Raw genomic sequence first — 18,092 nt, 5'->3', positions numbered from 1 at the left:
ATCTCAGCGCAGGTCGGCCAGGGCCTTCTTCAGGCGGGCCTCGCGGCCGGCCGGCGTACGGGCCTTGAGCAGGGACAGGATCACCAGGTAGCGGGCGGTCTTGTCGAGGGCCTCGAAGCGGGCGGCGGCCCGCGGGTCGGCGGCGAGGGCCGCGGCCAGGTCGGGCGGGACGGTGGCGTTGCGCTGGGCCGCGTACGCGGCGTCCCAGCGGCCGTCGGCGCGGGCGGCGGCGACCTCCGCGAGGCCGGGCGGGCGCATCCGGCCGGCGGCGGTCAGCGCCTCCACGCGCTCGACGTTCTCGCGCGACCACGGGCTGCCCTTGCGGCGGCGCGAGTAGCGCTGGAGGTAGTAGTCCTCGTCATGGGACTTGCGCTGGCTGTCGATCCAGCCGTAGCACAGCGCGACCTCCAGCGCCTCGCCGATGGTGATCGAGGTGGCGGCCGACCTCTTCTTGGCGATCTTCAGCCAGACGCCCCCCTCGGTCTCGTGGTGGTCGGCCAGCCATGCTTCCCACGCGGCGGCGTCCTCGAAAAGGATCATGGTCCAGGGCCTCCTCAGGTCCGTTCCCTGAACCCTAGAACGCCTTGAGGAACGTGCGGTTCCTCAAGGCGCGATGAGGACATCAGCGGGCGAGGAGGTCCCGCAGGGCCTTGACGATGTCGGCGGGGGCCTCCTCGGCCATGAAGTGGCCGCAGGTGACGGTGGCGTGGTGCAGGTCGGCCGCCCAGGGCCGCCAGAGGCCCACGGCGTCGTAGCCGAGGGCGGCGCCCCAGTCCTGCTGGAGCACGGTGACCGGCATCGGCAGCCGGTTGCCGGCGTCCCGGTCGGCCTGGTCGTGCTCGACGTCGATGCCCGCGGAGGCGCGGTAGTCGGCGACGATCGAGGGCACCGCGCCGCGGCAGGCGTCCAGGTAGGCGGCCCGGACGTCGGCGGGGATCGCGGCCGGGTCGTTCGCCCACAGGTCGAGGAAGTGGCCGAAGAACGCGTCCGAGGACGCCGCGATCATCCGCTCCGGCAGGCCGGGCGGCTGGGCCATCAGGTAGAGGTGGAAGCCGACGGCGGCGGACGCGCCGTGCATCACGTCCCACATGTCCAGGGTCGGCAGCACGTCGAGGATCGCCAGGTGGGTGATCGTCTCGGGGTGGTCGAGGCCGGCGCGGATCGCGACCAGGGCGCCGCGGTCGTGGCCGGCCAGCGCGAATCGGTCGTGGCCCAGGGCACGGGCCAGGGCGACGATGTCGGCGGCCATGGTGCGCTTGGAGTAGGTGTCCGGCCCGGCCTCGCCCGGCTTGTCGCTGGCGCCGTAGCCGCGCAGGTCGGGGCAGATCACGGTGTGGTCGGCCGCGAGGTCGGCGGCGACGTGCCGCCACATCAGGTGCGTCTGGGGGAAGCCGTGCAGCAGTACGATCGCGGGGCCCGACCCGGCGACGGCCGCGTTCAGCGACACGCCGTCGGCGACGGGGACGCGCCGGTACTCGAATCCGGGGATGGCGGTTGCCATGGTTTCGTCTCTTTTCCGTAGATGACCTGGTGCTTCCACCCTGCGGGGTACGGATGAGCATCCGATGAGCAGGAGGGGAGGCCGCGGGGGTGCGGGTCGTTTTCGGGGTGCTGGGGCCGGTGACGGCCTGGGACGGCGCCGGGGAACCGATCGCCCTGAAGGGGCCGAGGCACCGGGCGGTGCTGGCCCGGCTGATCGTGGCCCGCGGCCGCGTCGTACCGGCGTCCCTGCTGGCCGACGACCTGTGGGAGGACCCGCCCGCGGGCGCGGTGGGCGCGGTCCGCACGTTCGTGGCGGCGCTGCGCCGGTCGCTGGAGCCCGGCCGCCCGCCGCGCGCCCCGGCACGCCTGCTGGTCACCGAAGGCCCGGGGTACGCGCTGCGCGCCGAGCCGGACGCGGTGGACGCCTGGCGCTTCGAGCACGCGGTGTCGGCCGCCGCCGGACTCGCGCCGGGGGACGCGCTGGCGCGGCTGGAGGAGGCGCTGGGCTGGTGGCGCGGGCCGGCGTACGCCGAGTTCGCCGAGGAGCCGTGGGCCCGCGCCGACCGCGCGCGGCTGACCGAGCTGCGGCTGCACGCCGTCGAGCGCCGCGCCGAGGCCCGGCTCGCGCTGGGGCCGGCGGCCGCGGCCGTACCGGATCTGGACGCGCACGTGGCCGAGCACCCCTGGCGGGAGGACGCCTGGCGCCTGCTGGCCCTGGCGCTGTACCGGTCGGGCCGGCAGGGCGACGCGCTGGAGGTGCTGCGCAGGGCGCGGACGCTGCTGGTCGAGCAGCTCGGCGTGGATCCGGGGCCGCGGCTGCGCCGCCTGGAGGACGACATCCTGCACCAGGCCGAGCACCTCGATCCCCAGGGGAGCGCGGAACGGGTGTGGACGCGGGCCGCCGCGGCGTACGACCGTACGGTCGGCCCGGCCGCCCGGACCCGGCTGGAGTCGACGGTGGGCCTGCTGCGCGGCCTGGCGGTGACCGGGGGCGGCGGGCTGGCGGCGGCCCGCGAGCACCGGGTCGCGGCCGTCGCGGCGGCCGAGGAACTGGGCGACGCCGAGCTGACCGCGCGGGTGATCGGCGCGTACGACGTCCCGGCGAACTGGACGCGCGCCGACGATCCGCGGCAGGTCGCGCGGGTGATCGCGGCGGCCGAGCGGACGCTGGCGGCGCTCCCGCCGGGCGCGCACGAGGCGTCCCGGGCGCGGCTGCTGGCCACGATCGCGCTGGAGTCGCGCGGCACCGGCTCGGCGCGCGGCCGCGAGGCGGCGCGCGAGGCGGAGCGGCTGGCCAGGGGGCTGGACGATCCGGCGCTGCTGGCGTTCGCGCTCAACGGCGTGTACATGCAGGCGTTCGAGCGGGCCGGGCTGGCGCCGCGCCGGGACGCGATCGGCGCCGAGCTGGTCGCCCTGTCCGCCCGCCACGGGCTGCTCACCTACGAGGTGCTCGGGCACCTGATCCGCGTCCAGTCCCGCGCCGCGCTCGCCGACTTCGCCGCCGCCGACCGCCACGCGGCCGCCGCCGACCAGTTGGCCGAACGCAACGAGCTGCCGCTGGTGGGCGTGTTCACCCGCTGGTACGGGGCGCTGCGGCTCGCCGCGTCCGGCACGGCGCCGTACGAGGAGGCGGAGGCGGCCTACCGGGACGCCGCCGCGGGCCTGGAGGGCGCCGGAATGCCCGGCCTGGAGCACGGCCTGTCACCACTGGCGCAGCTGTGCCTGCGACTGGTGTACGGCCTGCCCGCCGAGCCCGCGGAGGGGGCGGACTGGGGGCCGTACGAGCCGTGGGCGCGGCCGGTGCTGCTGCTGGCGCGGGGCCGCCGGGGAGCGGCCGCGGCGGCGCTGCGCGAGGTTCCCGACCCGCCCCGCGACCTGCTGCAGGAGGCACTGTGGTGCCTGGTCGCGCGTGCGGCGATCGAGGTCGGCGACCGGCCGGCGATGGAACGCGCGCGCGAGGAACTGGCCCCCGCCGCGGACGAGCTGGCCGGAGCGGGCAGCGGCCTGCTCACCCTTGGCCCGGTCGCCCGATACCTGGACGATCTCGCCGCGGCCTTGGACGCCTGACGCGGCCGCGCCGCGAAATCCGCTGGTCAGCGCATCTACCGCACTGAGACGATCACAGCATGCCGCGAACATTCGAGGAGCTGGTGGCCGAGGGCGAGGCGGCCCCGGTCGCGGGCTGGGACTTCTCCTGGTTCGAGGGGAGGGCCACCGAGGCGCGCCCCTCGTGGGGCTACCAGAGGCTGATGAGCGAACGCCTGGGCCGCGCGACCGCGGCGCTGGACGTCCAGACCGGCGGCGGCGAGGTGCTGGCCGGTGCGGCGGCGTTCCCGCCGGCGATGGTGGCCACCGAGTCGTGGCCGCCGAACGTCGCCAGGGCGACCGCGCTGCTGCACCCGCGCGGCGCCGTGGTGGTGGCGAGCCCGGACGAGCCGCCGCTGCCGTTCGGCGACGCGGCGTTCGACCTGGTGACCAGCCGCCATCCCGCGACCGTGTGGTGGGAGGAGATCGCCCGGGTACTGCGGCCGGGCGGCACCTACTTCGCCCAGCACGTCGGCCCCGCGTCGGTGTTCGAGCTGGTGGAGTTCTTCCTCGGCCCGCAGCCGGAGGAGGTGCGGCGCAGGCGCCATCCCGAGGCGGAGGCCCGGGACGCCGAGGCCGCCGGCCTGCGGATCACCGGCCTGCGCTCCGAGCGGCTGCGGATGGAGTTCTTCGACGTCGGCGCGGTGGTCCACTTCCTGCGCAAGGTGATCTGGATCGTGCCCGGGTTCACCGTCGACGCCCACCGGGACCGGCTGCGCGACCTGCACGAGCGGATCGTCCGGGACGGCCCGTTCGTCGCCCACTCCGCGCGCACCCTCATCGAGGCGCGCAAACCGGCCTGAACGCGGCTCAAGCCGGCCTTCCGCGACCTCGCGTTCTGCGCCGCGGCTCGATGCCCAGGGCCGCGCAGGCGCCGTCCACGGCCGCCCGGCGTAGTTCGTCCTCGGGTACGTCGGCGAACTGGATCGTGCAGTCCTGGAGTCCGCCGAAGGCGATCGCGGCCCGGGTGGCCTGCTCCAGCGTGGGCTCGGGGCCGTACAGCAACCTGGTCAGCCGCCCGCGCCAGCCCATCACGCGATCGATCAGGTTCAGATCGGCGAGCGTGGTCAGCTCGCCGAGCATGAGCACCATGTCCCTGCGGTGGCGGTAGTGGAAGTCGAAGTAGTCCTCTAGCAGGGCGCGGGGCTCCACCGAGTCCAGCGCCTCCTTACGTGCCAGGAACGCCTCTTCCTCGTCGAGGATCGGCTGGACGATGCTGCGAACCAGCTCCTCGCGCGAGGAGAAGTGGTAGTAGAGCGCCGGCTTGGTGATGCCCAGCCGTTGAGCGATCTCCTGCAGGCTGGTCCGCTGCACCCCCTGCTGGACGAAGAGTTCGCGGGCGACATCCAGGATCCGCTGTTTGGTGGCGGAGGGACGAGACATGCCGAAACTCTAGCTTACTTAACGATAGGTAAGTACTCTGAGCTTACCTATCGTTAAGTAAGGAGGGTGAGGGCATGCGGATCCTCATCTCCGGCGCCAGCATCGCGGGCCCGGTGCTGGCGTACTGGCTCAACGCACACGGCTTCTCCGTCACCGTCGTCGAGCGCGCGCCGGCGCCCCGCGAGTCCGGGGGCCACGCGGTCGACCTGTTCCGGCCCGCGATGGACATCTCGGCGAAGATGGGCGTCCTCCCGCACGTCGAGGAGAGGGCCACCGGCGCGGACCGGATGAGCCTCTTCCGGGAGGGCGTGCGGCGGCCCGTCCGGGTGGACCTCTCGAAGATCTTCAGTGCCACCTCCGGCCGCCACGCCGAGATCATGCGCGACGACCTCAGCGAGATCTACCGCGACGCCACGGCCGACGACGTCGAGTACGTCTTCGGCGACTCGATCACCGCGATCTCACCCGGCGGCGACGTACGGTTCGAGAAGGCCGCGCCCCGCCGCTTCGACCTCGTCGTCGGCGCGGACGGGCTGCACTCGAACGTGCGCCGCCTCGTCTTCGGCGACGAGTCCCGCTTCGGCACCTACATCGGGGCCTACTTCGGAGTGCTGACCCTGCCGGGCGACCCCGGCCTCGACGGCGAGCTCCTCATCCACGCCGGCGTCGGCCGTACCGCCGGCGTGTACGGTGCGCGGCACCTCGGCGGCGCGCGGGCGCTGTTCCTGTTCCGGAGCGAGCGCGAACTCGACTACCACCATCGCGACGTGCCCCGGCAGAAGGAGCTGCTGCGCGGCGCGTTCGACGGCATGCACCCCGACGTGGACCGCTGGCTGGACGAGCTCGACCGCACCCCGGCGTTCTACTTCGACTCGATCACCCAGCTCCGCATGGACACCTGGTCGCGGGGCAGGGTGACGCTCGCCGGAGACGCGGGCTACTGCCCCGGCCCCGCCGTCGGCGGCAGCACCACCCTGGCCATCGTCGGTGCCTACGTCCTGGCCGGGGAACTGGCGCGGGCGGGCGGCGACCACGAGCGCGCCTTCCCCGCCTACGAGCGCGCGATGGCGGAGCACGCGCACGGCGGCCGCGCGGTCGCGCTGAGCGCGGCGAAGACCCTTGTCCCCACATCCCGCCTCGGCCTGTGGGGGCTCGCCCAGGGCGCCCGCCTGATCTCCGCCCTGCCCGCGCGGCCCGGCCGCGCCCTCGCCCGCCTCACCACCAAGAGCGCACGCCTCTACGACTCCATGACCCTCGACGACCACCCGCCCGCGCCCACCGCATCAGGGGGCGAGGCCGGCCGCGAAGCCGATTCCGCGGTTCCGGCGACGACCGGAGAAAGGACACGCTGATGGAACCGCTCCTCGCGCTCCTGGTGGGGTTCGGCGGCGCCCGGCTGGCGGGCGCCGCGGGCATCGACGCACTGGACGGCTGGCAGCCGGCGCTCCGAGTGGGCGTCGCGCTGATGTTCCTGCTCACCACCTTCGCGCACTTCTATCCGCCGCTGCGCGCCGACCTCGTCGGCATGGTCCCGCCGGCACTCCCCAACCCCGGACTGCTCGTCACGATCACCGGCGTCCTCGAACTCGCCGGAGCCGTCGGCGTCCTCATCCCGGCGACCGCGCCCCTCGCCGCGGCCTGCCTCATCGCACTGATGATCGCGATGTTCCCGGCGAACGTCTCGGCCGCCCGGCGCAAGGTGGCCCAGGGCGACCCGATCGGCCGCCGCACCGTGCTGCAGCTGGTCTACATCGCCGCGGCGGCGCTGACCATCCCATAACGTCAAGCGCTCTTGCGCGCGTAGACGAAGACGCCCCTTTTGGTGAGCGTGATCGGCGTGCGGAGGCGCGCGGCCGCGGCCCGCGCCTCCGGGGGCGGCACGCACCGTGCGATCAGGTAGTCGCCGACCGCGTCCCGGTCGGGCAGGGTGATCAGCGGCGCGTCCCACCACTCGGCCTCGACCGGGCCGAAGACGCGGCCCACCAGATCGGGCGCGTCCTCGGCGTCGAACGTCGACCGTTCCGGGCGCCACACCCCGGCGAGCTCCGGCGAGTCGGAACGGGCCGGGCAGGCGGTGATGAACGTCCCGCCCGGCGCCAGCACGCGGCGGGCCTCGGCGATGGCGGCGACCGGGTCGCCGAGGTAGTAGAGCACGTTCACCGCCACGGCCGCGTCGAACGTCCCGGCGGCGAACGGCAGCGCGGTCGCCTCGGCGCGCACGGCGGGACGGGGATGGCGGGAGAGCATGGCGGGCGAGGCGTCCAGGCCGACGACGCGGCAAGCGGCGGGCGCCGCCGCGCTCAGCGCCCCCTCGCCGCAGCCGATGTCGAGGACCAGGCCCGCGCCGGCGGCGGCCAGCGCCTCGGCGACGTGCTCGTGCTGGCCGCGCGTGCCCGTCAGGTACCGCCCGGTCACCCGGGTGGCGAGGCGGAACCGTTCGGGATCGGTGTCGTAGTCGCGCGGCGTGGCCACCGTTCCATGGTGCGCCTCAGCGGGACGGGGACACCAGGCCGAGCTCGTAGGCGATGATGACCAGGTGGACGCGGTCGCGGGCGTCGAGCTTGGCCAGCAGCCGGGTCACGTACGCCTTGACGGTCGCCACGCTGATGTGCAGCCGGGCGGCGATCTCGGCGTTGGTCAGCCCGCCGCCGACCAGCGTCAGCACCTCGCGCTCGCGGTCGGTGATCCCGCCGGCGGGGCCGTGCCGGGCGGCGGGCGGCGGCGGGCCCGGCCGGCGGGCGAACTCCTCGATCAGGCGGCGGGTGACGCTCGGCGCGATCAGGCCGTCGCCGGCCGCGACGATCCGGATCGCGGCGAGGATGTCGGGCAGCGCCATGTCCTTGACCAGGAAGCCGGAGGCGCCGGCGCGCAGCGCGCCGTACACGTGGTCGTCGTCGTCGAACGTGGTCAGCACGACGACCCGGGTGTCCCCGGAGCCGGCGGTGATGTTGCGGGTGGCCTCGATGCCGTCCATGCCGGGCATGCGGATGTCCATCACGACCACGTCGGGCCGCAGCTCGCGCGCCAGCCGGACGGCCTCGGAACCGGTCCCGGCCTCGCCGGCGACCTCCAGGCCGTCCGCGTCGGCCATCACCATCCGCAGGCCCGCCCGGACGAGGGGCTGGTCGTCGGCCAGCACGACCCGTACGGTCACCGGGCCTCCACCGGGAGCCGGGCGGCGACGCGGAAGCCGCCTCCGGGGCGCGGCCCGGCGGTGAAGTCGCCGTCCAGCAGGCCGACCCGCTCGCGCATGCCGAGCAGGCCGTAGCCGGCGCCCGCGCCGGCCGGGTGGCCGCCGCGGCCCGAGTCGACGATCTCGATCGCCAGGTCGCGGTCGGTGTGCTCGATCGACACCAGGCACCGGCGGGCGCCGGAGTGGCGGACCACGTTCGTCACCGCCTCCTGGACGATGCGGAACGCCGACCGGTCGATCTCGGCGGGCAGCGGGCACCGCGGCCCCTGCCAGCGCAGGTCCACCTGGACGCCGGCGGCGGCCGTGGTCGCGGCGAGTCCCTCCAGGTCGGCCAGGCCGGGTGCCGGGGCGGCCGTCACGGGCCCGGCCTGCCGGAGGGCGCCGAGCATGCGCCGCAGGCCCGACAGGGTCTCGCGGCTGGAGGTCTCGATCGCGTCCAGCGCGGCGCGCGCCTCGGCGGGCCGGGTGCCGATGACCATCTTGGCCGCGCCGGACTGGATCGCGATGATCCCGATGCTGTGGGCGACCGAGTCGTGCAGCTCGCGGGCGATGCGGAGCCGTTCGGCCGTGACGGCCTGGGCGTGCACGGCCGCGGCGCGCTCGTGGTTCTGCCGCAGCCAGTTCCCGGCGAGCCAGGCGATGGCGGCCGTCAGCGCGACGGTCAGCTGCGTGGAGGTGCCGATGTAGTAGCCGAGCAGCAGCCGGGCCAGCGCGTACCCGGCCAGCGTACCGAGCGTCAGGCCGACGGCGGCGAACGCGGCGCGGCGCTCCCGGGTCGCGGCGATGTACGCCAGGGCGACCTGCGCCGCCAGGAACTGCGCGAACGTGATCTCGGTCGAGTTCAGCGCCATCGCCTCGAGCACCGAGCCCGCCAGCAGCAGGGTCAGCGCCGGCAGCGGCCGGCGGCGCAGCAGCACCGAGCCGGCGAGCGCCAGGGCGGTCGCCGCGGCCAGCGTCCACCAGTGCGCCGCCATGAGGTGGGTGACCTTGAGCGGCCGGAACGGCTCGACCTCGCCGGGCAGCCGGATGTCGACGGCGAACGAGTACGCGATCCCCGCGCACCAGGCCAGCGCCGTCCAGGTTCCGGGCGGAAGGCGTCTGAGGCGCGCGGCGTGCATGCCGTGATCGTAATCGGCCCGCTGGCGGCGCCACATCGGACCGGGGGTGTACACCCGTGGTCGGGGGCGGATGCAGACGGCGGTCCGATGCGGCCGGGGCGCGGCCTCGGGCAGCGTGAGCGGGGTGATCGAAGCCAGAGAACTGACCAGGCGGTACGGCCGCGTGGCCGCCGTGAACGCGCTGAGCTTCACGGTGCGGCCCGGCGTCGTGACCGGATTCCTCGGCCCGAACGGGGCCGGCAAGACCACCACGCTGCGGATGATCCTCGGGCTCGTCGCGCCCACCGGCGGGACCGTCACGATCGGCGGCGTCCGGTTCCGGGACCGGCCGCGCGGGCTGCGGCACGTGGGCGCGCTGCTGGACGCGGGCGACGTGCACGGGGGCCGCGGCGCGGCGGCGCACCTGCACGCGCTCGCCCGCGGCAATGCCATCCCGCGACGCCGGGTGGACGAGGTGCTGGAGGAGGTGGGGCTGGCGGGCGTGGCGCGGCGCCGGATCGGCGGCTTCTCCCTCGGCATGAAGCAGCGGCTGGGGATCGCGGGCGCGCTGCTGGGCGACCCGCCGGTGCTGCTGTTCGACGAGCCGCTGAACGGGCTGGACCCCGAGGGCGTGCTGTGGGTGCGCGAGCTGTTCCACCGGCTGGCCGCCGAGGGCCGCACCGTGTTCGTCTCCAGCCACCTGATGTCCGAGATGGAGCACACGGCCGACGACCTCATCGTCATCGGGCGCGGCGAGCTGATCGCGGCGGAGCCGCTGGCCGATTTCGCGGCGCGCGGCACCCGGCAGAGCGTGACCGTGCGCACGCCCGACCCCGCCGCGCTGGCGGCCGCGCTGGCCCCCGAGGGCGGCACGGTGGCGCGGGAGGACGACGGCTCCTGCACGGTGACCGGGCTCGACGCCGCCCGGATCAGCGAGCTCGCGTTCCGCCACCGCGTCATGCTGCACGAACTGACCGCCCGGACGTCCTCGCTGGAAGAGGCGTTCATGGAACTGACCGCCGACCGGACCGAGCACCGCGCGGGAGAGGCCCGATGAGCACCACGACCCTGCCGGCCGGCGAGTACCGCGCCCGGTTCACCGACCTGGTCGCCGCCGAGTGGATCAAGCTGCGGTCGCTCCGCTCGACGTACGCGGTCTTCGCGGCCGGCGCGCTGGTCTCCATCGGGATCTGCGCCAACTCCGCCCGCTCCAACGTCCACCTCATCGCGAACAGCGCGCGGCCGGACGAGCAGCGCGCCGCGCTCGACCCGCTGCACGCGGCGTTCGTCCCGGAGGCGTACCAGGTCCTCATGCTCGTCGCGGCGAGCGTCGGCGCGATCGTGATCTTCGGCGAGTACTCCAGCGGGATGATCCGGACGACGTTCGCCGCCGTCCCCGCCCGGCGCGCGGTCGTCGCGGCGAAGGCCCTCGTCGTGGCCGCGCTGATGCTCGTGTACGGGGCCGTCGCCGCGGCCGGCACATTCGGCCTGACCCAGGCGATCTACGCCCAGGAGGGCATCGGCCTGTCCATAGGCGCGCCGGGCGCGTTCCGCGCCGTCGCCGGGGCCGCGCTGCTCGCCGTGGTGGCGGCCATGGTGGGGATGGCCCTGGGCGCCCTCGTCCGGCATCCCGCCGGAACCGTCGTCGCGGCCGTCGGCGTGCTGATCCTGCTGCCGCGGCTGTTCGAGGGCGACACGTACCGCTGGGTCGCCGAGACCGGCAACGCGATGCCGTACTCGGCGTGGGCCGCCCTGGTCGAGAACCCCGCGCACAGCATGGGCCCGGGCGGGCCGATGGGCGCGGCCGACCCGTACCCCGTCTCGATCACCGAGGCATGGCTGGTGTACGGGGCGTGGACGCTGGTGGCGGTCGTGATCGCCGTCGTGGTCGTCCACCGCCGCGACGTCTGAGCGCTCCCGGGGGGACCGGCGGATAATCGTGGTGACGGGACGGCGGGGGATGTCCGGACCGGCGCGCCGGCTCCGACGTATCCGGTGAGAGGCGCCGCGAAGGGCGCCGGTCCAGCAGGGGAGCGGACGATGAAGTACATGATCATGATGTTCGGGTCGCAGCTCGACTACGACGCGATCGCCGGGCGGGTCAACGAGGGCCGGCCGGCCTGGTCGGAAGAGGACATGGCGGCGCTGCACGCGTTCATGACGAAGTGGAACAACGACCTGGTCGAGTCCGGGGAGTTCGTGGACGCGTGCGGGATGACCGCCCCCGTGCACGCCCGGCGGGTCGGGGTCCGCGACGGCGTGCCGGTGGTCACCGACGGGCCGTACCCCGAGAGCCAGGAGGTCCTGGCGGGGTACACGATCGTCGAGTGCGCGAGCTTCGACCGGGCCACCGAGATCGCCGCGCGGCTGGCGGACACGCCGGCTCCCGCCGGTGAGGACCTGGGCGGCCGGGAGTGGTACGTGGACGTACGGCCGATCGCCGGCTCCGCGTCCGAGCTGGAGCTGTGAGCGGTCCCCGTGACCGATGAACCAGTGACCGATGACGCCCTGCCCGGTGAGGGGCTGGAGGACCTGCTGCGCCGGCTGGCGCCGCAGGTCCTCGGCGCGGTCGTCCGGCGGTACGGGCACTTCGACGCCGCCGAGGACGCGGTGCAGGAGGCGCTGCTGGCCGCCGCCCTGAAATGGCCGGAGGAGATGCCGGAGAACCCGCGCGGCTGGCTGATCACCGTCGCCTCGCGGCGCCTCACCGACCTGCTGCGCGGCGAGCAGGCCCGGCGGCGCCGCGAGGACACCGCCGCCCGGTGGGAGCTGACGGAGGAGTGGACGGTGTCCGAGGGCGCGTCCGACGACTCGCTGGTCCTGCTGTTCATGTGCTGCCATCCGGCGCTGTCGCCCGCCTCGCAGATCGCGCTGACGCTGCGGGCCGTCGGCGGGCTCACCACCGCCGAGATCGCCCGCGCCTTCCTGGTGCCGGAGGCGACGATGACCCGGCGCATCAGCCGGGCCAAGCGGGCGGTGAAGGAGAGCCGCGTGCCGTTCCGCCTGCCCTCGGAGGCCGACCGCGCCGAGCGGCTCGGCGCGGTGCTGCACACCCTCTACCTGATCTTCAACGAGGGGTACGCCAGCACCTCCGGCCCGGACCTTCAGCGCACCGAGCTGTCGGCCGAGGCGATCCGGCTGGCCCGGATGGTACGCCGCGCGCTGCCGGAGGACGGCGAGGTCGCGGGCCTGCTGGCGCTGATGCTGCTGACCGACGCGCGGCGGCCCGCCCGCACCGGCCCGGACGGGGCGCCGGTCCCGATGGCCGAGCAGGACCGTAGTGCCTGGAACGCCGCGTACATCACCGAGGGGACGGCGCTGATCGGCGAGGTGCTGCCCCGGGGCGCGCCCGGGCCGTACCAGCTCCAGGCGGCGATCGCCGCGCTGCACGACGAGGCGCCCAGCGCGGCCGAGACCGACTGGACGCAGATCGTGGCCCTGTACGAGCTGCTCCTGCACGTCTCGGACGGCCCCGTGGAGCGGCTCAACCACGCGGTCGCGGTGGCGATGGTGCGCGGCGCGCCCGCCGGCCTGGAACTGCTCGGGCGGCTCCGGGACGACCGGCGGATCGCCGGGGACGACCGGTTCCACACCGTGCGGGCGCACCTGCTGGAGATGTCCGGGGACGCGGCGGCGGCGCGCGAGGCGTACGAGGCGGCGGCGCGGCGGACCACCAGCCTGCCGCGCCGCCGCTTCCTCAACGCGCGGATCGCGCGCCTGCCGGCGGACTAGGCCGCCCGCCGCACCTTGACGGTGTTGTCCACGCGGGTGCCCGGGGTGCCGTCCGGGGAGTTCTGGACGCGGTCGTGCTCCTCGCAGCGCAGCACCTCCCACTCGCCGTCCGGAAGCTCCAGGGAGTCCAGGACCTCCCGCGGCGTCGGGAGGTGGACGCTCGGGTCGGGTTCTTCCTCCCACGACGGCCAGCCGGAGTGGCTGACGATCAGGAGCACCCCGCCGGGCGCGACGACCCCGGCGGCGGCCCGCAGGATCCGATCGCGCGGCAGGTCGCCGGGCGAGTGCAGGAAGTGGGCGGAGACCAGGTCCCACTCGCCCTCGGGGAACGACGTCCCGAGGTCGGTGCGCCGCCATTCGATCCGGTCGGCCACGCCCGCTTCCTCGGCGTGCCGCGCCGCGCGTTCGAGCGCGACGCCGGAGATGTCGGTGCCGGTGACGCTCCAGCCCTGCCGCGCGAGCCAGATCGCGTCGCCGCCCTCGCCGCTGCCCAGGTCCAGCGCGCGGCCCGGCGCCATCCCGGTCACCTCGCGGACCAGGGCGTCGTTGGGGTTCCCGCTCCAGATCCGCTCCTTCTCGCCGTAGCGGGCGTCCCAGAACTCCGCGCCGGTCATCTCGCCGGCCATATCGTCGTCGTGCATCGGCGTCTCCTCTCCTGCGTCGTTCCCGCAGGCTGCCTCCGAACCCCGGCGCGTGACAAACTTCGTTGCCGGAGCGGCAAATCGACGAAGCGGCGCGCCTACGCGCCGCGGGTCCCGATCACGACGGTGGCGTCGTGATCGTCGGAGGTGGCCACCCGGGCCGCCAGCCCGCCGCCCGCGGCGATCGAGGCCGCGAGCGGGGCCTGGCGGCGGCTGGTCTCGAACAGCAGGTGCCCGCCCGGCGCCAGCCAGCCGGCCGCGCCGGCGGCCACCCGCCGCAGCACCTCCAGCCCGTCGGCGCCGCCGTCGAGCGCGACCCGCGCCTCGTGCTCGCGCGCCTCGGCCGGCAGCAGCGCGACCTCGGCGGTGGGCACGTACGGGACGTTGGCGAGCAGGACGGCGACGCGGCCCCGGAGCCCGGCGGGCAGCGGCTCGTACAGATCGCCCTCGTACACGCGGGCGCCTGCGGGCACGTTGCGGCGGGCGCACCGGACGGCGGCGGGGTCGATGTCGGCGGCGTGCAGCTCCACGCCGGGCCGGGCGGCGGCCAGCGCCGCGCCGAGCGCGCCCGCGCCGCAGCACAGGTCGACGACGACCGCGTCCGGCGGTGCGAGCGCGGCGGCCCGCTCGACGAGGAACTCGGTCCGCCGGCGCGGCACGAAGACGCCCGGGTCGACGGCGATCCGCAGGCCGCGGAACTCCGCCCAGCCCACGACGTGCTCCAGGGGGAGGCCGGCGGCGCGGCGTTCGGTCATCGCGGCGAGTTCGGCGGGGGTGCGGGCCGCTTCGGCGAGCAGCCGGGCCTCGTCCTCGGCGAAGACGCATCCGGCGGAACGGAGCCGCTCGACGACGGCGGAATGAGTGAGGGAGGGGCTTTTTGACATGGTGACCTTCCAGGATGCCGTGCGGGCGCTCCTCGGGTCATCCGTGACGCCGACGGGAGGGGAGCACCCGGCCTGCTGCTGCGGTAATGGGTCTCACCTCCTCGCTCTGTCCAGCGGGAACCCTACCGGTCACCCGCCTCGTTTGCTGAACCGGCAATAGGGTTTGTCATTGTGGGGCGCACGGCGCATGCTCTTCGCAGGAGGTGCATCGCAATGAACGAGAACCGCAAGGATTACGACGTGGTGGTCGTCGGCGGCGGCCCGGCGGGCCTGAGCGGGGCCCTGGCGCTGTCCCGGGCGCGGCGCTCGGTGCTGGTGGTGGATGCGGGCCGGCCGCGCAACGCCCCGGCCGAGGGCGCGCACAACTACCTCGGCCTGGACGGCGTGCCGCCGCTGGAGCTGCTGGCGGCGGGCCGCAAGGAGGTCACCGGGTACGGCGGCGAGGTCGTCTCCGGCCGCGTCGTGTCGGCCCGGCGGCGCGAGGAGGGCGGGTTCGACGTGCGGCTGGAGGACGGCACCGCGTACGGCGCGCGCCGGCTGCTGGTCACCACGGGGCTGGTGGACGAGCTGCCGCAGGTGCCCGGAGTGGCCGAGCTGTGGGGACGCGACGTGCTGCACTGCCCGTACTGCCACGGCTGGGAGGTGCGCGACCGGGCCATCGGGGTCCTGGCGACCGGGCCCCAGGCCGTCCACCAGGCGCTCATGTGGCGGCAGTGGAGCGATGACGTGGCGCTGTTCCTGCACACCGGGCCCGAGCCGTCCGACGAGCAGTACGCGGAGCTGGCCGCGCGCGGCATCGCGGTGATCGACGGCGAGGTCGAGCGGCTGGAGACCGAGGGCGGCCGGCTGACCGGGGTGCGGCTGAAGGGCGGCCCCGGCGGGGAGGGCGTCGTGCGTCCCGCCGAGGCGCTGGTGGTCGCCCCGCGCTTCACCGCCGTCGCGGACGTGCTCGCGAGCCTGGGCCTGGAGGCCGAGGACCGGGAGGCGTTCGGGACGGTCGTCGGCAGCGCCGTGGCGTCCGACGCCACCGGCGCGACCGGGGTGCCGGGCGTGTGGGCGGCGGGCAACGTCACCGATCTCATGGCTCAGGTCGTCACCTCGGCGGCCGACGGGCTGCGCGCCGGCAGCATGATCAACGCCGACCTGATCGCCGAGGAGGTGCGGCTGGCCGTCGCCGCGGCCTCCTAGCCCATGCCTCCCGCCCCACCGCCTCCCCGGCCGCGGGGAGGCGGTGGGCGCGGCCGGAAGGGCGTTGGCGGGACCGGTCGGGGCGGGTCGGGGCGGGACGGGTCGGGTCAGGCGTGGCCGCCGACCGTCACCTTCCCGATCGTCAGCTCGGGCTTCGCCTCCAGGATCTCGCCGACGCGCTCCGCCTGGGCGTCCAGTTCGGCGCGCTGCGCGCGGGTGAGGGCGATCAGGGGCTCGACGGTCAGGGCGAGCTTCCGGCCGGAGCGGCGCTGGTGCCACAGCCCGGTGACGACCCCGTCCACCAGCAGCACCTGGTAGTTGGCGGGCCGCACCCGCTCGGCGGCCTCGCCCGGGTAGAGGATCGGGGCCGGCTGGTTGCCGACCCGGTAGGCGTAGGTGTCGAAGTACGGCAGCAGCCGCACCCCGCGCGGCGGCCCGGCGGGCACGGCGGTGTCCCCGGCCGTCACCCAGTTCGCCTCGCCCTCGACGTCGACCCGCTCCAGCTCGCCGGACATCCGCTCGAACAGCTCGTTTGCCCAGGTCACCGGCGTGTTCAGCCAGTGCGCGAACCGCTGCGGCGTGGACGGGCCGTAGGCGTTGAGGTACCGGTGGACGAGCCGCGGCAGCGCCTCCTCCGCCGGCATCGGCTCCAGGCCGGGCAGCCACCGGTGCGGGTTGGTGTAGGTGACCTTCCGGCCGCGGTTGGGCCCGAAGCACAGCGCGCCGCGGATCCCGGCCTCGTGGTGGGCCTGCCGCCACCGCGGCCACATGCCCTGGAACGCGGGCATGACGAGCTCGCCGGCCCACGGCCCGGTGCGCTCGACGACCGCGGCGGTGAGCTCGTCGATCGTCAGCTCCGCGTCGCTCAGGGCGTCCCCGACCGCCGCGACGACCTCGTCGGTCTGCTCGGGCGTCATCCGCCGCCCTGGCGGAGCGGGGTCGACCGTCGGCAGCGCCGTCAGCGCGCCGATCCACATGCCCAGCTCGGCGGCGGGCAGCAGGTGGACGGTGCCGCGCGGGCCGTACGTCTTGACCAGGCTGCGGTCCTGCCACAGCGCGGCGCGCACGTCGGCCCGCGTCGCGCCCTCGATCCGCAGCGCGATGCCCAGTTCCGCGGCCGAGAGCACCTGGGCGTGCGTGCCGGCCATGGCGGTGACGATGTCGGCGGGCCGGGCCTCCTTGGCCGGGGCGTCCAGCGCGTGCCGCGCCAGCCGGCGCGCGTTCAGCTCGTCCCAGTTCATCCGCCGCATCCAGTGCACCTTTCCGAGGAACCCGCAGATCTCGCGTACGACCACCACGGTAGGAGGCATCTAGGTCAGATCGCGTCCTATTGGTCCGGCATCCTCTGAGGTATGGGAGACACATCGGCGCGGCTGCTGAACCTGCTCTCGCTCCTGCAGACGCCGCGCGAATGGGCCGGCAGCGAACTCGCCGAGCGGCTGGCGGTCAGCGGCCGGACGATCCGGCGCGACATCGAGCGGCTGCGGGAGCTGGGCTATCCGGTCGAGGCGACGATGGGGCCCGTCGGCGGCTACCGCCTGGTCGCGGGCACCGCCATGCCGCCGCTGCTGCTGGACGACGAGGAGGCCGTGGCGATCGCGGTGGGGCTGCGCACGGCGGCGGGCAACGCGGTCGAGGGGATCGGCGAGGCGTCGGTGCGGGCGCTGGCGAAGCTGGAGCAGGTGCTGCCGTCCCGGCTGCGGCGCCGCGTGGGCGCGCTGAACGCGGTCACCGTCCCGCCTCCCGGCCTGGCCGGTCCGAGCGTCGACCCGGCGGTGCTGTCGGCGATCGCGGCGGCCGCCGCCAACCACGAGCGGCTGCGGTTCGCCTACGAGTCGTGGGACGGGAGTGAGTCGCGGCGGCTGGTCGAGCCGCACCGCCTCGTCCCGGCGGGGCGCCGCTGGTACCTGGTCGCCCATGACACCGGCCGGGACGACTGGCGGATCTTCCGGGTGGACCGGGTGCGGGAGCCGTTCCCCACCGGGCAGCGGTTCGCGCCGCGCGAGACGCCCGGGGAGGACGCCGCCGCGTTCGTCCTGAGCAGTCTGCACTCGCTGGCCCCCACCTACCGCGCGGTCGCGACCCTGCGTCTTCCGGCGGACGAGGCGCGCGGCAGGCTGGGCGGCGATCCGGCCGAGATCGAGCCGATCGACGAGGGCAGCTGCCGGCTGAACGGGCACACCGACACGCTGGAGTGGCTCGCCGCCCGCCTGATCATGCTGGGCTGCGAGTTCGAGGTGCACGAACCGCCGGAGCTGATCGCCCACCTGCGCGCGATCGGCTCCCGCGCGTCCCGCGCGGCCGGTGAACGGCTCCCGGGAAATACCGAAAGGTATTCTCCTCCCGACTAGCGGCGACTTTTCCGCCTATTTCGAGAAAGCACGTTTAATCGCCGAGATTCTCCGAT

At 74.9% G+C, this 18,092-nt stretch carries 19 protein-coding genes; 10 read left to right on the top strand and 9 right to left on the bottom strand.

Features of this window, described 5'->3' with window-relative positions; all coding sequences use genetic code 11:
• Nucleotides 1-3: 3 nt before the first annotated feature.
• Both AB0881_RS10535 and AB0881_RS10530 read right to left on the bottom strand, forming a co-directional pair.
• Entirely contained in the window at nt 4-540 is a 537-nt protein-coding gene (locus tag AB0881_RS10535) for a YdeI/OmpD-associated family protein (RefSeq protein ID WP_366615999.1), read from the bottom strand.
• Between the two features lie 82 nt (nt 541-622).
• Entirely contained in the window at nt 623-1,501 is an 879-nt protein-coding gene (locus AB0881_RS10530) for an alpha/beta hydrolase (RefSeq protein WP_366615997.1), read from the bottom strand.
• An 89-nt stretch (nt 1,502-1,590) separates the two neighbouring features.
• Between AB0881_RS10530 and AB0881_RS10525 the strand changes: the two genes are divergently transcribed.
• Together AB0881_RS10525 and AB0881_RS10520 are read left to right on the top strand one after the other, a co-directional pair.
• Nucleotides 1,591-3,549 (top strand): AfsR/SARP family transcriptional regulator, encoded by a 1,959-nt coding sequence (locus tag AB0881_RS10525; protein WP_366615996.1) that lies wholly within the window; start codon nt 1,591-1,593, stop codon nt 3,547-3,549.
• 59 nt (nt 3,550-3,608) lie between these two features.
• Nucleotides 3,609-4,370: a class I SAM-dependent methyltransferase gene (locus AB0881_RS10520; protein ID WP_366615994.1), complete on the top strand. Its 762-nt coding sequence runs from the start codon at nt 3,609-3,611 to the stop codon at nt 4,368-4,370.
• A gap of 7 nt (nt 4,371-4,377) precedes the next feature.
• Here AB0881_RS10520 and AB0881_RS10515 read toward each other — a convergent pair whose 3' ends face one another.
• Nucleotides 4,378-4,950, bottom strand: a complete 573-nt coding sequence (locus tag AB0881_RS10515; protein WP_366615992.1) for a TetR family transcriptional regulator — start codon at nt 4,948-4,950, stop codon at nt 4,378-4,380.
• Between the two features lie 74 nt (nt 4,951-5,024).
• Between AB0881_RS10515 and AB0881_RS10510 the strand changes: the two genes are divergently transcribed.
• On the top strand, nt 5,025-6,302 hold the full coding sequence (locus AB0881_RS10510) for an FAD-dependent monooxygenase (protein WP_366615991.1): 1,278 nt from the start codon (nt 5,025-5,027) through the stop codon (nt 6,300-6,302).
• On the top strand, nt 6,302-6,730 hold the full coding sequence (locus AB0881_RS10505) for a hypothetical protein (RefSeq protein ID WP_366615989.1): 429 nt from the start codon (nt 6,302-6,304) through the stop codon (nt 6,728-6,730). The genes AB0881_RS10510 and AB0881_RS10505 overlap by 1 nt, the downstream gene beginning before the upstream one ends.
• A gap of 2 nt (nt 6,731-6,732) precedes the next feature.
• Here AB0881_RS10505 and AB0881_RS10500 read toward each other — a convergent pair whose 3' ends face one another.
• The 3 genes from AB0881_RS10500 to AB0881_RS10490 are packed head-to-tail and all read right to left on the bottom strand — an operon-like array spanning nt 6,733 to nt 9,261.
• Complete coding sequence (locus AB0881_RS10500; protein WP_366615987.1) at nt 6,733-7,422, bottom strand: class I SAM-dependent methyltransferase; 690 nt, start codon at nt 7,420-7,422, stop codon at nt 6,733-6,735.
• A gap of 16 nt (nt 7,423-7,438) precedes the next feature.
• The gene (locus AB0881_RS10495) at nt 7,439-8,104 is read right to left on the bottom strand and encodes a response regulator transcription factor (protein ID WP_366615985.1); all 666 of its coding nucleotides are present in this window, start codon (nt 8,102-8,104) and stop codon (nt 7,439-7,441) included.
• On the bottom strand, nt 8,101-9,261 hold the full coding sequence (locus AB0881_RS10490) for a histidine kinase (RefSeq protein ID WP_366615983.1): 1,161 nt from the start codon (nt 9,259-9,261) through the stop codon (nt 8,101-8,103). The genes AB0881_RS10495 and AB0881_RS10490 overlap by 4 nt, the downstream gene beginning before the upstream one ends.
• A 124-nt stretch (nt 9,262-9,385) precedes the next feature.
• Between AB0881_RS10490 and AB0881_RS10485 the strand changes: the two genes are divergently transcribed.
• The 4 genes from AB0881_RS10485 to AB0881_RS10470 all read left to right on the top strand — a co-directional run bounded on the left by AB0881_RS10485 (nt 9,386) and on the right by AB0881_RS10470 (nt 12,972).
• Nucleotides 9,386-10,297 carry an ATP-binding cassette domain-containing protein gene (locus tag AB0881_RS10485; protein WP_366615981.1) on the top strand — a complete coding sequence of 304 codons (912 nt, stop codon included), beginning with the start codon at nt 9,386-9,388 and terminating at the stop codon, nt 10,295-10,297.
• Entirely contained in the window at nt 10,294-11,151 is an 858-nt protein-coding gene (locus tag AB0881_RS10480) for an ABC transporter permease (protein WP_366615980.1), read from the top strand. Before AB0881_RS10485 ends, AB0881_RS10480 begins: the two co-directional genes overlap by 4 nt.
• 129 nt (nt 11,152-11,280) lie before the next feature.
• Nucleotides 11,281-11,709 (top strand): YciI family protein, encoded by a 429-nt coding sequence (locus AB0881_RS10475; RefSeq protein ID WP_366615978.1) that lies wholly within the window; start codon nt 11,281-11,283, stop codon nt 11,707-11,709.
• A gap of 9 nt (nt 11,710-11,718) precedes the next feature.
• Nucleotides 11,719-12,972, top strand: coding sequence for a sigma-70 family RNA polymerase sigma factor (locus AB0881_RS10470; protein ID WP_366615977.1), 1,254 nt, complete (start codon nt 11,719-11,721; stop codon nt 12,970-12,972).
• Here the strand turns inward: AB0881_RS10470 and AB0881_RS10465 are convergent.
• Together AB0881_RS10465 and AB0881_RS10460 are read right to left on the bottom strand one after the other, a co-directional pair.
• On the bottom strand, nt 12,969-13,613 hold the full coding sequence (locus AB0881_RS10465; protein ID WP_366615975.1) for a class I SAM-dependent methyltransferase: 645 nt from the start codon (nt 13,611-13,613) through the stop codon (nt 12,969-12,971). The genes AB0881_RS10470 and AB0881_RS10465 overlap by 4 nt on opposite strands.
• Nucleotides 13,614-13,711: 98 nt before the next feature.
• Nucleotides 13,712-14,497 carry a putative protein N(5)-glutamine methyltransferase gene (locus tag AB0881_RS10460; protein ID WP_366615974.1) on the bottom strand — a complete coding sequence of 262 codons (786 nt, stop codon included), beginning with the start codon at nt 14,495-14,497 and terminating at the stop codon, nt 13,712-13,714.
• 213 nt (nt 14,498-14,710) lie between these two features.
• Between AB0881_RS10460 and AB0881_RS10455 the strand changes: the two genes are divergently transcribed.
• The gene (locus AB0881_RS10455; protein ID WP_366615972.1) at nt 14,711-15,685 is read left to right on the top strand and encodes an NAD(P)/FAD-dependent oxidoreductase; all 975 of its coding nucleotides are present in this window, start codon (nt 14,711-14,713) and stop codon (nt 15,683-15,685) included.
• Between the two features lie 107 nt (nt 15,686-15,792).
• Here the strand turns inward: AB0881_RS10455 and AB0881_RS10450 are convergent, their stop codons facing one another.
• The gene (locus AB0881_RS10450; protein WP_366615970.1) at nt 15,793-16,983 is read right to left on the bottom strand and encodes a winged helix DNA-binding domain-containing protein; all 1,191 of its coding nucleotides are present in this window, start codon (nt 16,981-16,983) and stop codon (nt 15,793-15,795) included.
• Between the two features lie 54 nt (nt 16,984-17,037).
• Between AB0881_RS10450 and AB0881_RS10445 the strand changes: the two genes are divergently transcribed.
• On the top strand, nt 17,038-18,036 hold the full coding sequence (locus AB0881_RS10445) for a YafY family protein (RefSeq protein WP_366615968.1): 999 nt from the start codon (nt 17,038-17,040) through the stop codon (nt 18,034-18,036).
• Nucleotides 18,037-18,092: the final 56 nt, after the last annotated feature.

The sequence above is a fragment of the Spirillospora sp. NPDC029432 genome, from assembly GCF_040703975.1.
Lineage (GTDB): Bacteria > Actinomycetota > Actinomycetes > Streptosporangiales > Streptosporangiaceae > Spirillospora.
Note: the sequence above shows the minus strand (reverse complement) of the source record. Positions and strands in the feature narration are given on the sequence as shown.

Excerpts from the sequence above, each read along its gene's own strand:
- AB0881_RS10535 (WP_366615999.1), bottom strand. The coding sequence starts at position 540 with ATGATCCTTTTCGAGGACGCCGCCGCGTGGGAAGCATGGCTGGCCGAC.
- AB0881_RS10510 (WP_366615991.1), top strand. The coding sequence starts at position 5,025 with ATGCGGATCCTCATCTCCGGCGCCAGCATCGCGGGCCCGGTGCTGGCG.
- AB0881_RS10515 (WP_366615992.1), bottom strand. The coding sequence starts at position 4,950 with ATGTCTCGTCCCTCCGCCACCAAACAGCGGATCCTGGATGTCGCCCGC.
- AB0881_RS10530 (WP_366615997.1), bottom strand. The coding sequence starts at position 1,501 with ATGGCAACCGCCATCCCCGGATTCGAGTACCGGCGCGTCCCCGTCGCC.
- AB0881_RS10460 (WP_366615974.1), bottom strand. The coding sequence starts at position 14,497 with ATGTCAAAAAGCCCCTCCCTCACTCATTCCGCCGTCGTCGAGCGGCTC.
- AB0881_RS10520 (WP_366615994.1), top strand. The coding sequence starts at position 3,609 with ATGCCGCGAACATTCGAGGAGCTGGTGGCCGAGGGCGAGGCGGCCCCG.
- AB0881_RS10490 (WP_366615983.1), bottom strand. The coding sequence starts at position 9,261 with ATGCACGCCGCGCGCCTCAGACGCCTTCCGCCCGGAACCTGGACGGCG.
- AB0881_RS10465 (WP_366615975.1), bottom strand. The coding sequence starts at position 13,613 with ATGCACGACGACGATATGGCCGGCGAGATGACCGGCGCGGAGTTCTGG.
- AB0881_RS10445 (WP_366615968.1), top strand. The coding sequence starts at position 17,038 with ATGGGAGACACATCGGCGCGGCTGCTGAACCTGCTCTCGCTCCTGCAG.
- AB0881_RS10455 (WP_366615972.1), top strand. The coding sequence starts at position 14,711 with ATGAACGAGAACCGCAAGGATTACGACGTGGTGGTCGTCGGCGGCGGC.
- AB0881_RS10475 (WP_366615978.1), top strand. The coding sequence starts at position 11,281 with ATGAAGTACATGATCATGATGTTCGGGTCGCAGCTCGACTACGACGCG.
- AB0881_RS10480 (WP_366615980.1), top strand. The coding sequence starts at position 10,294 with ATGAGCACCACGACCCTGCCGGCCGGCGAGTACCGCGCCCGGTTCACC.
- AB0881_RS10505 (WP_366615989.1), top strand. The coding sequence starts at position 6,302 with ATGGAACCGCTCCTCGCGCTCCTGGTGGGGTTCGGCGGCGCCCGGCTG.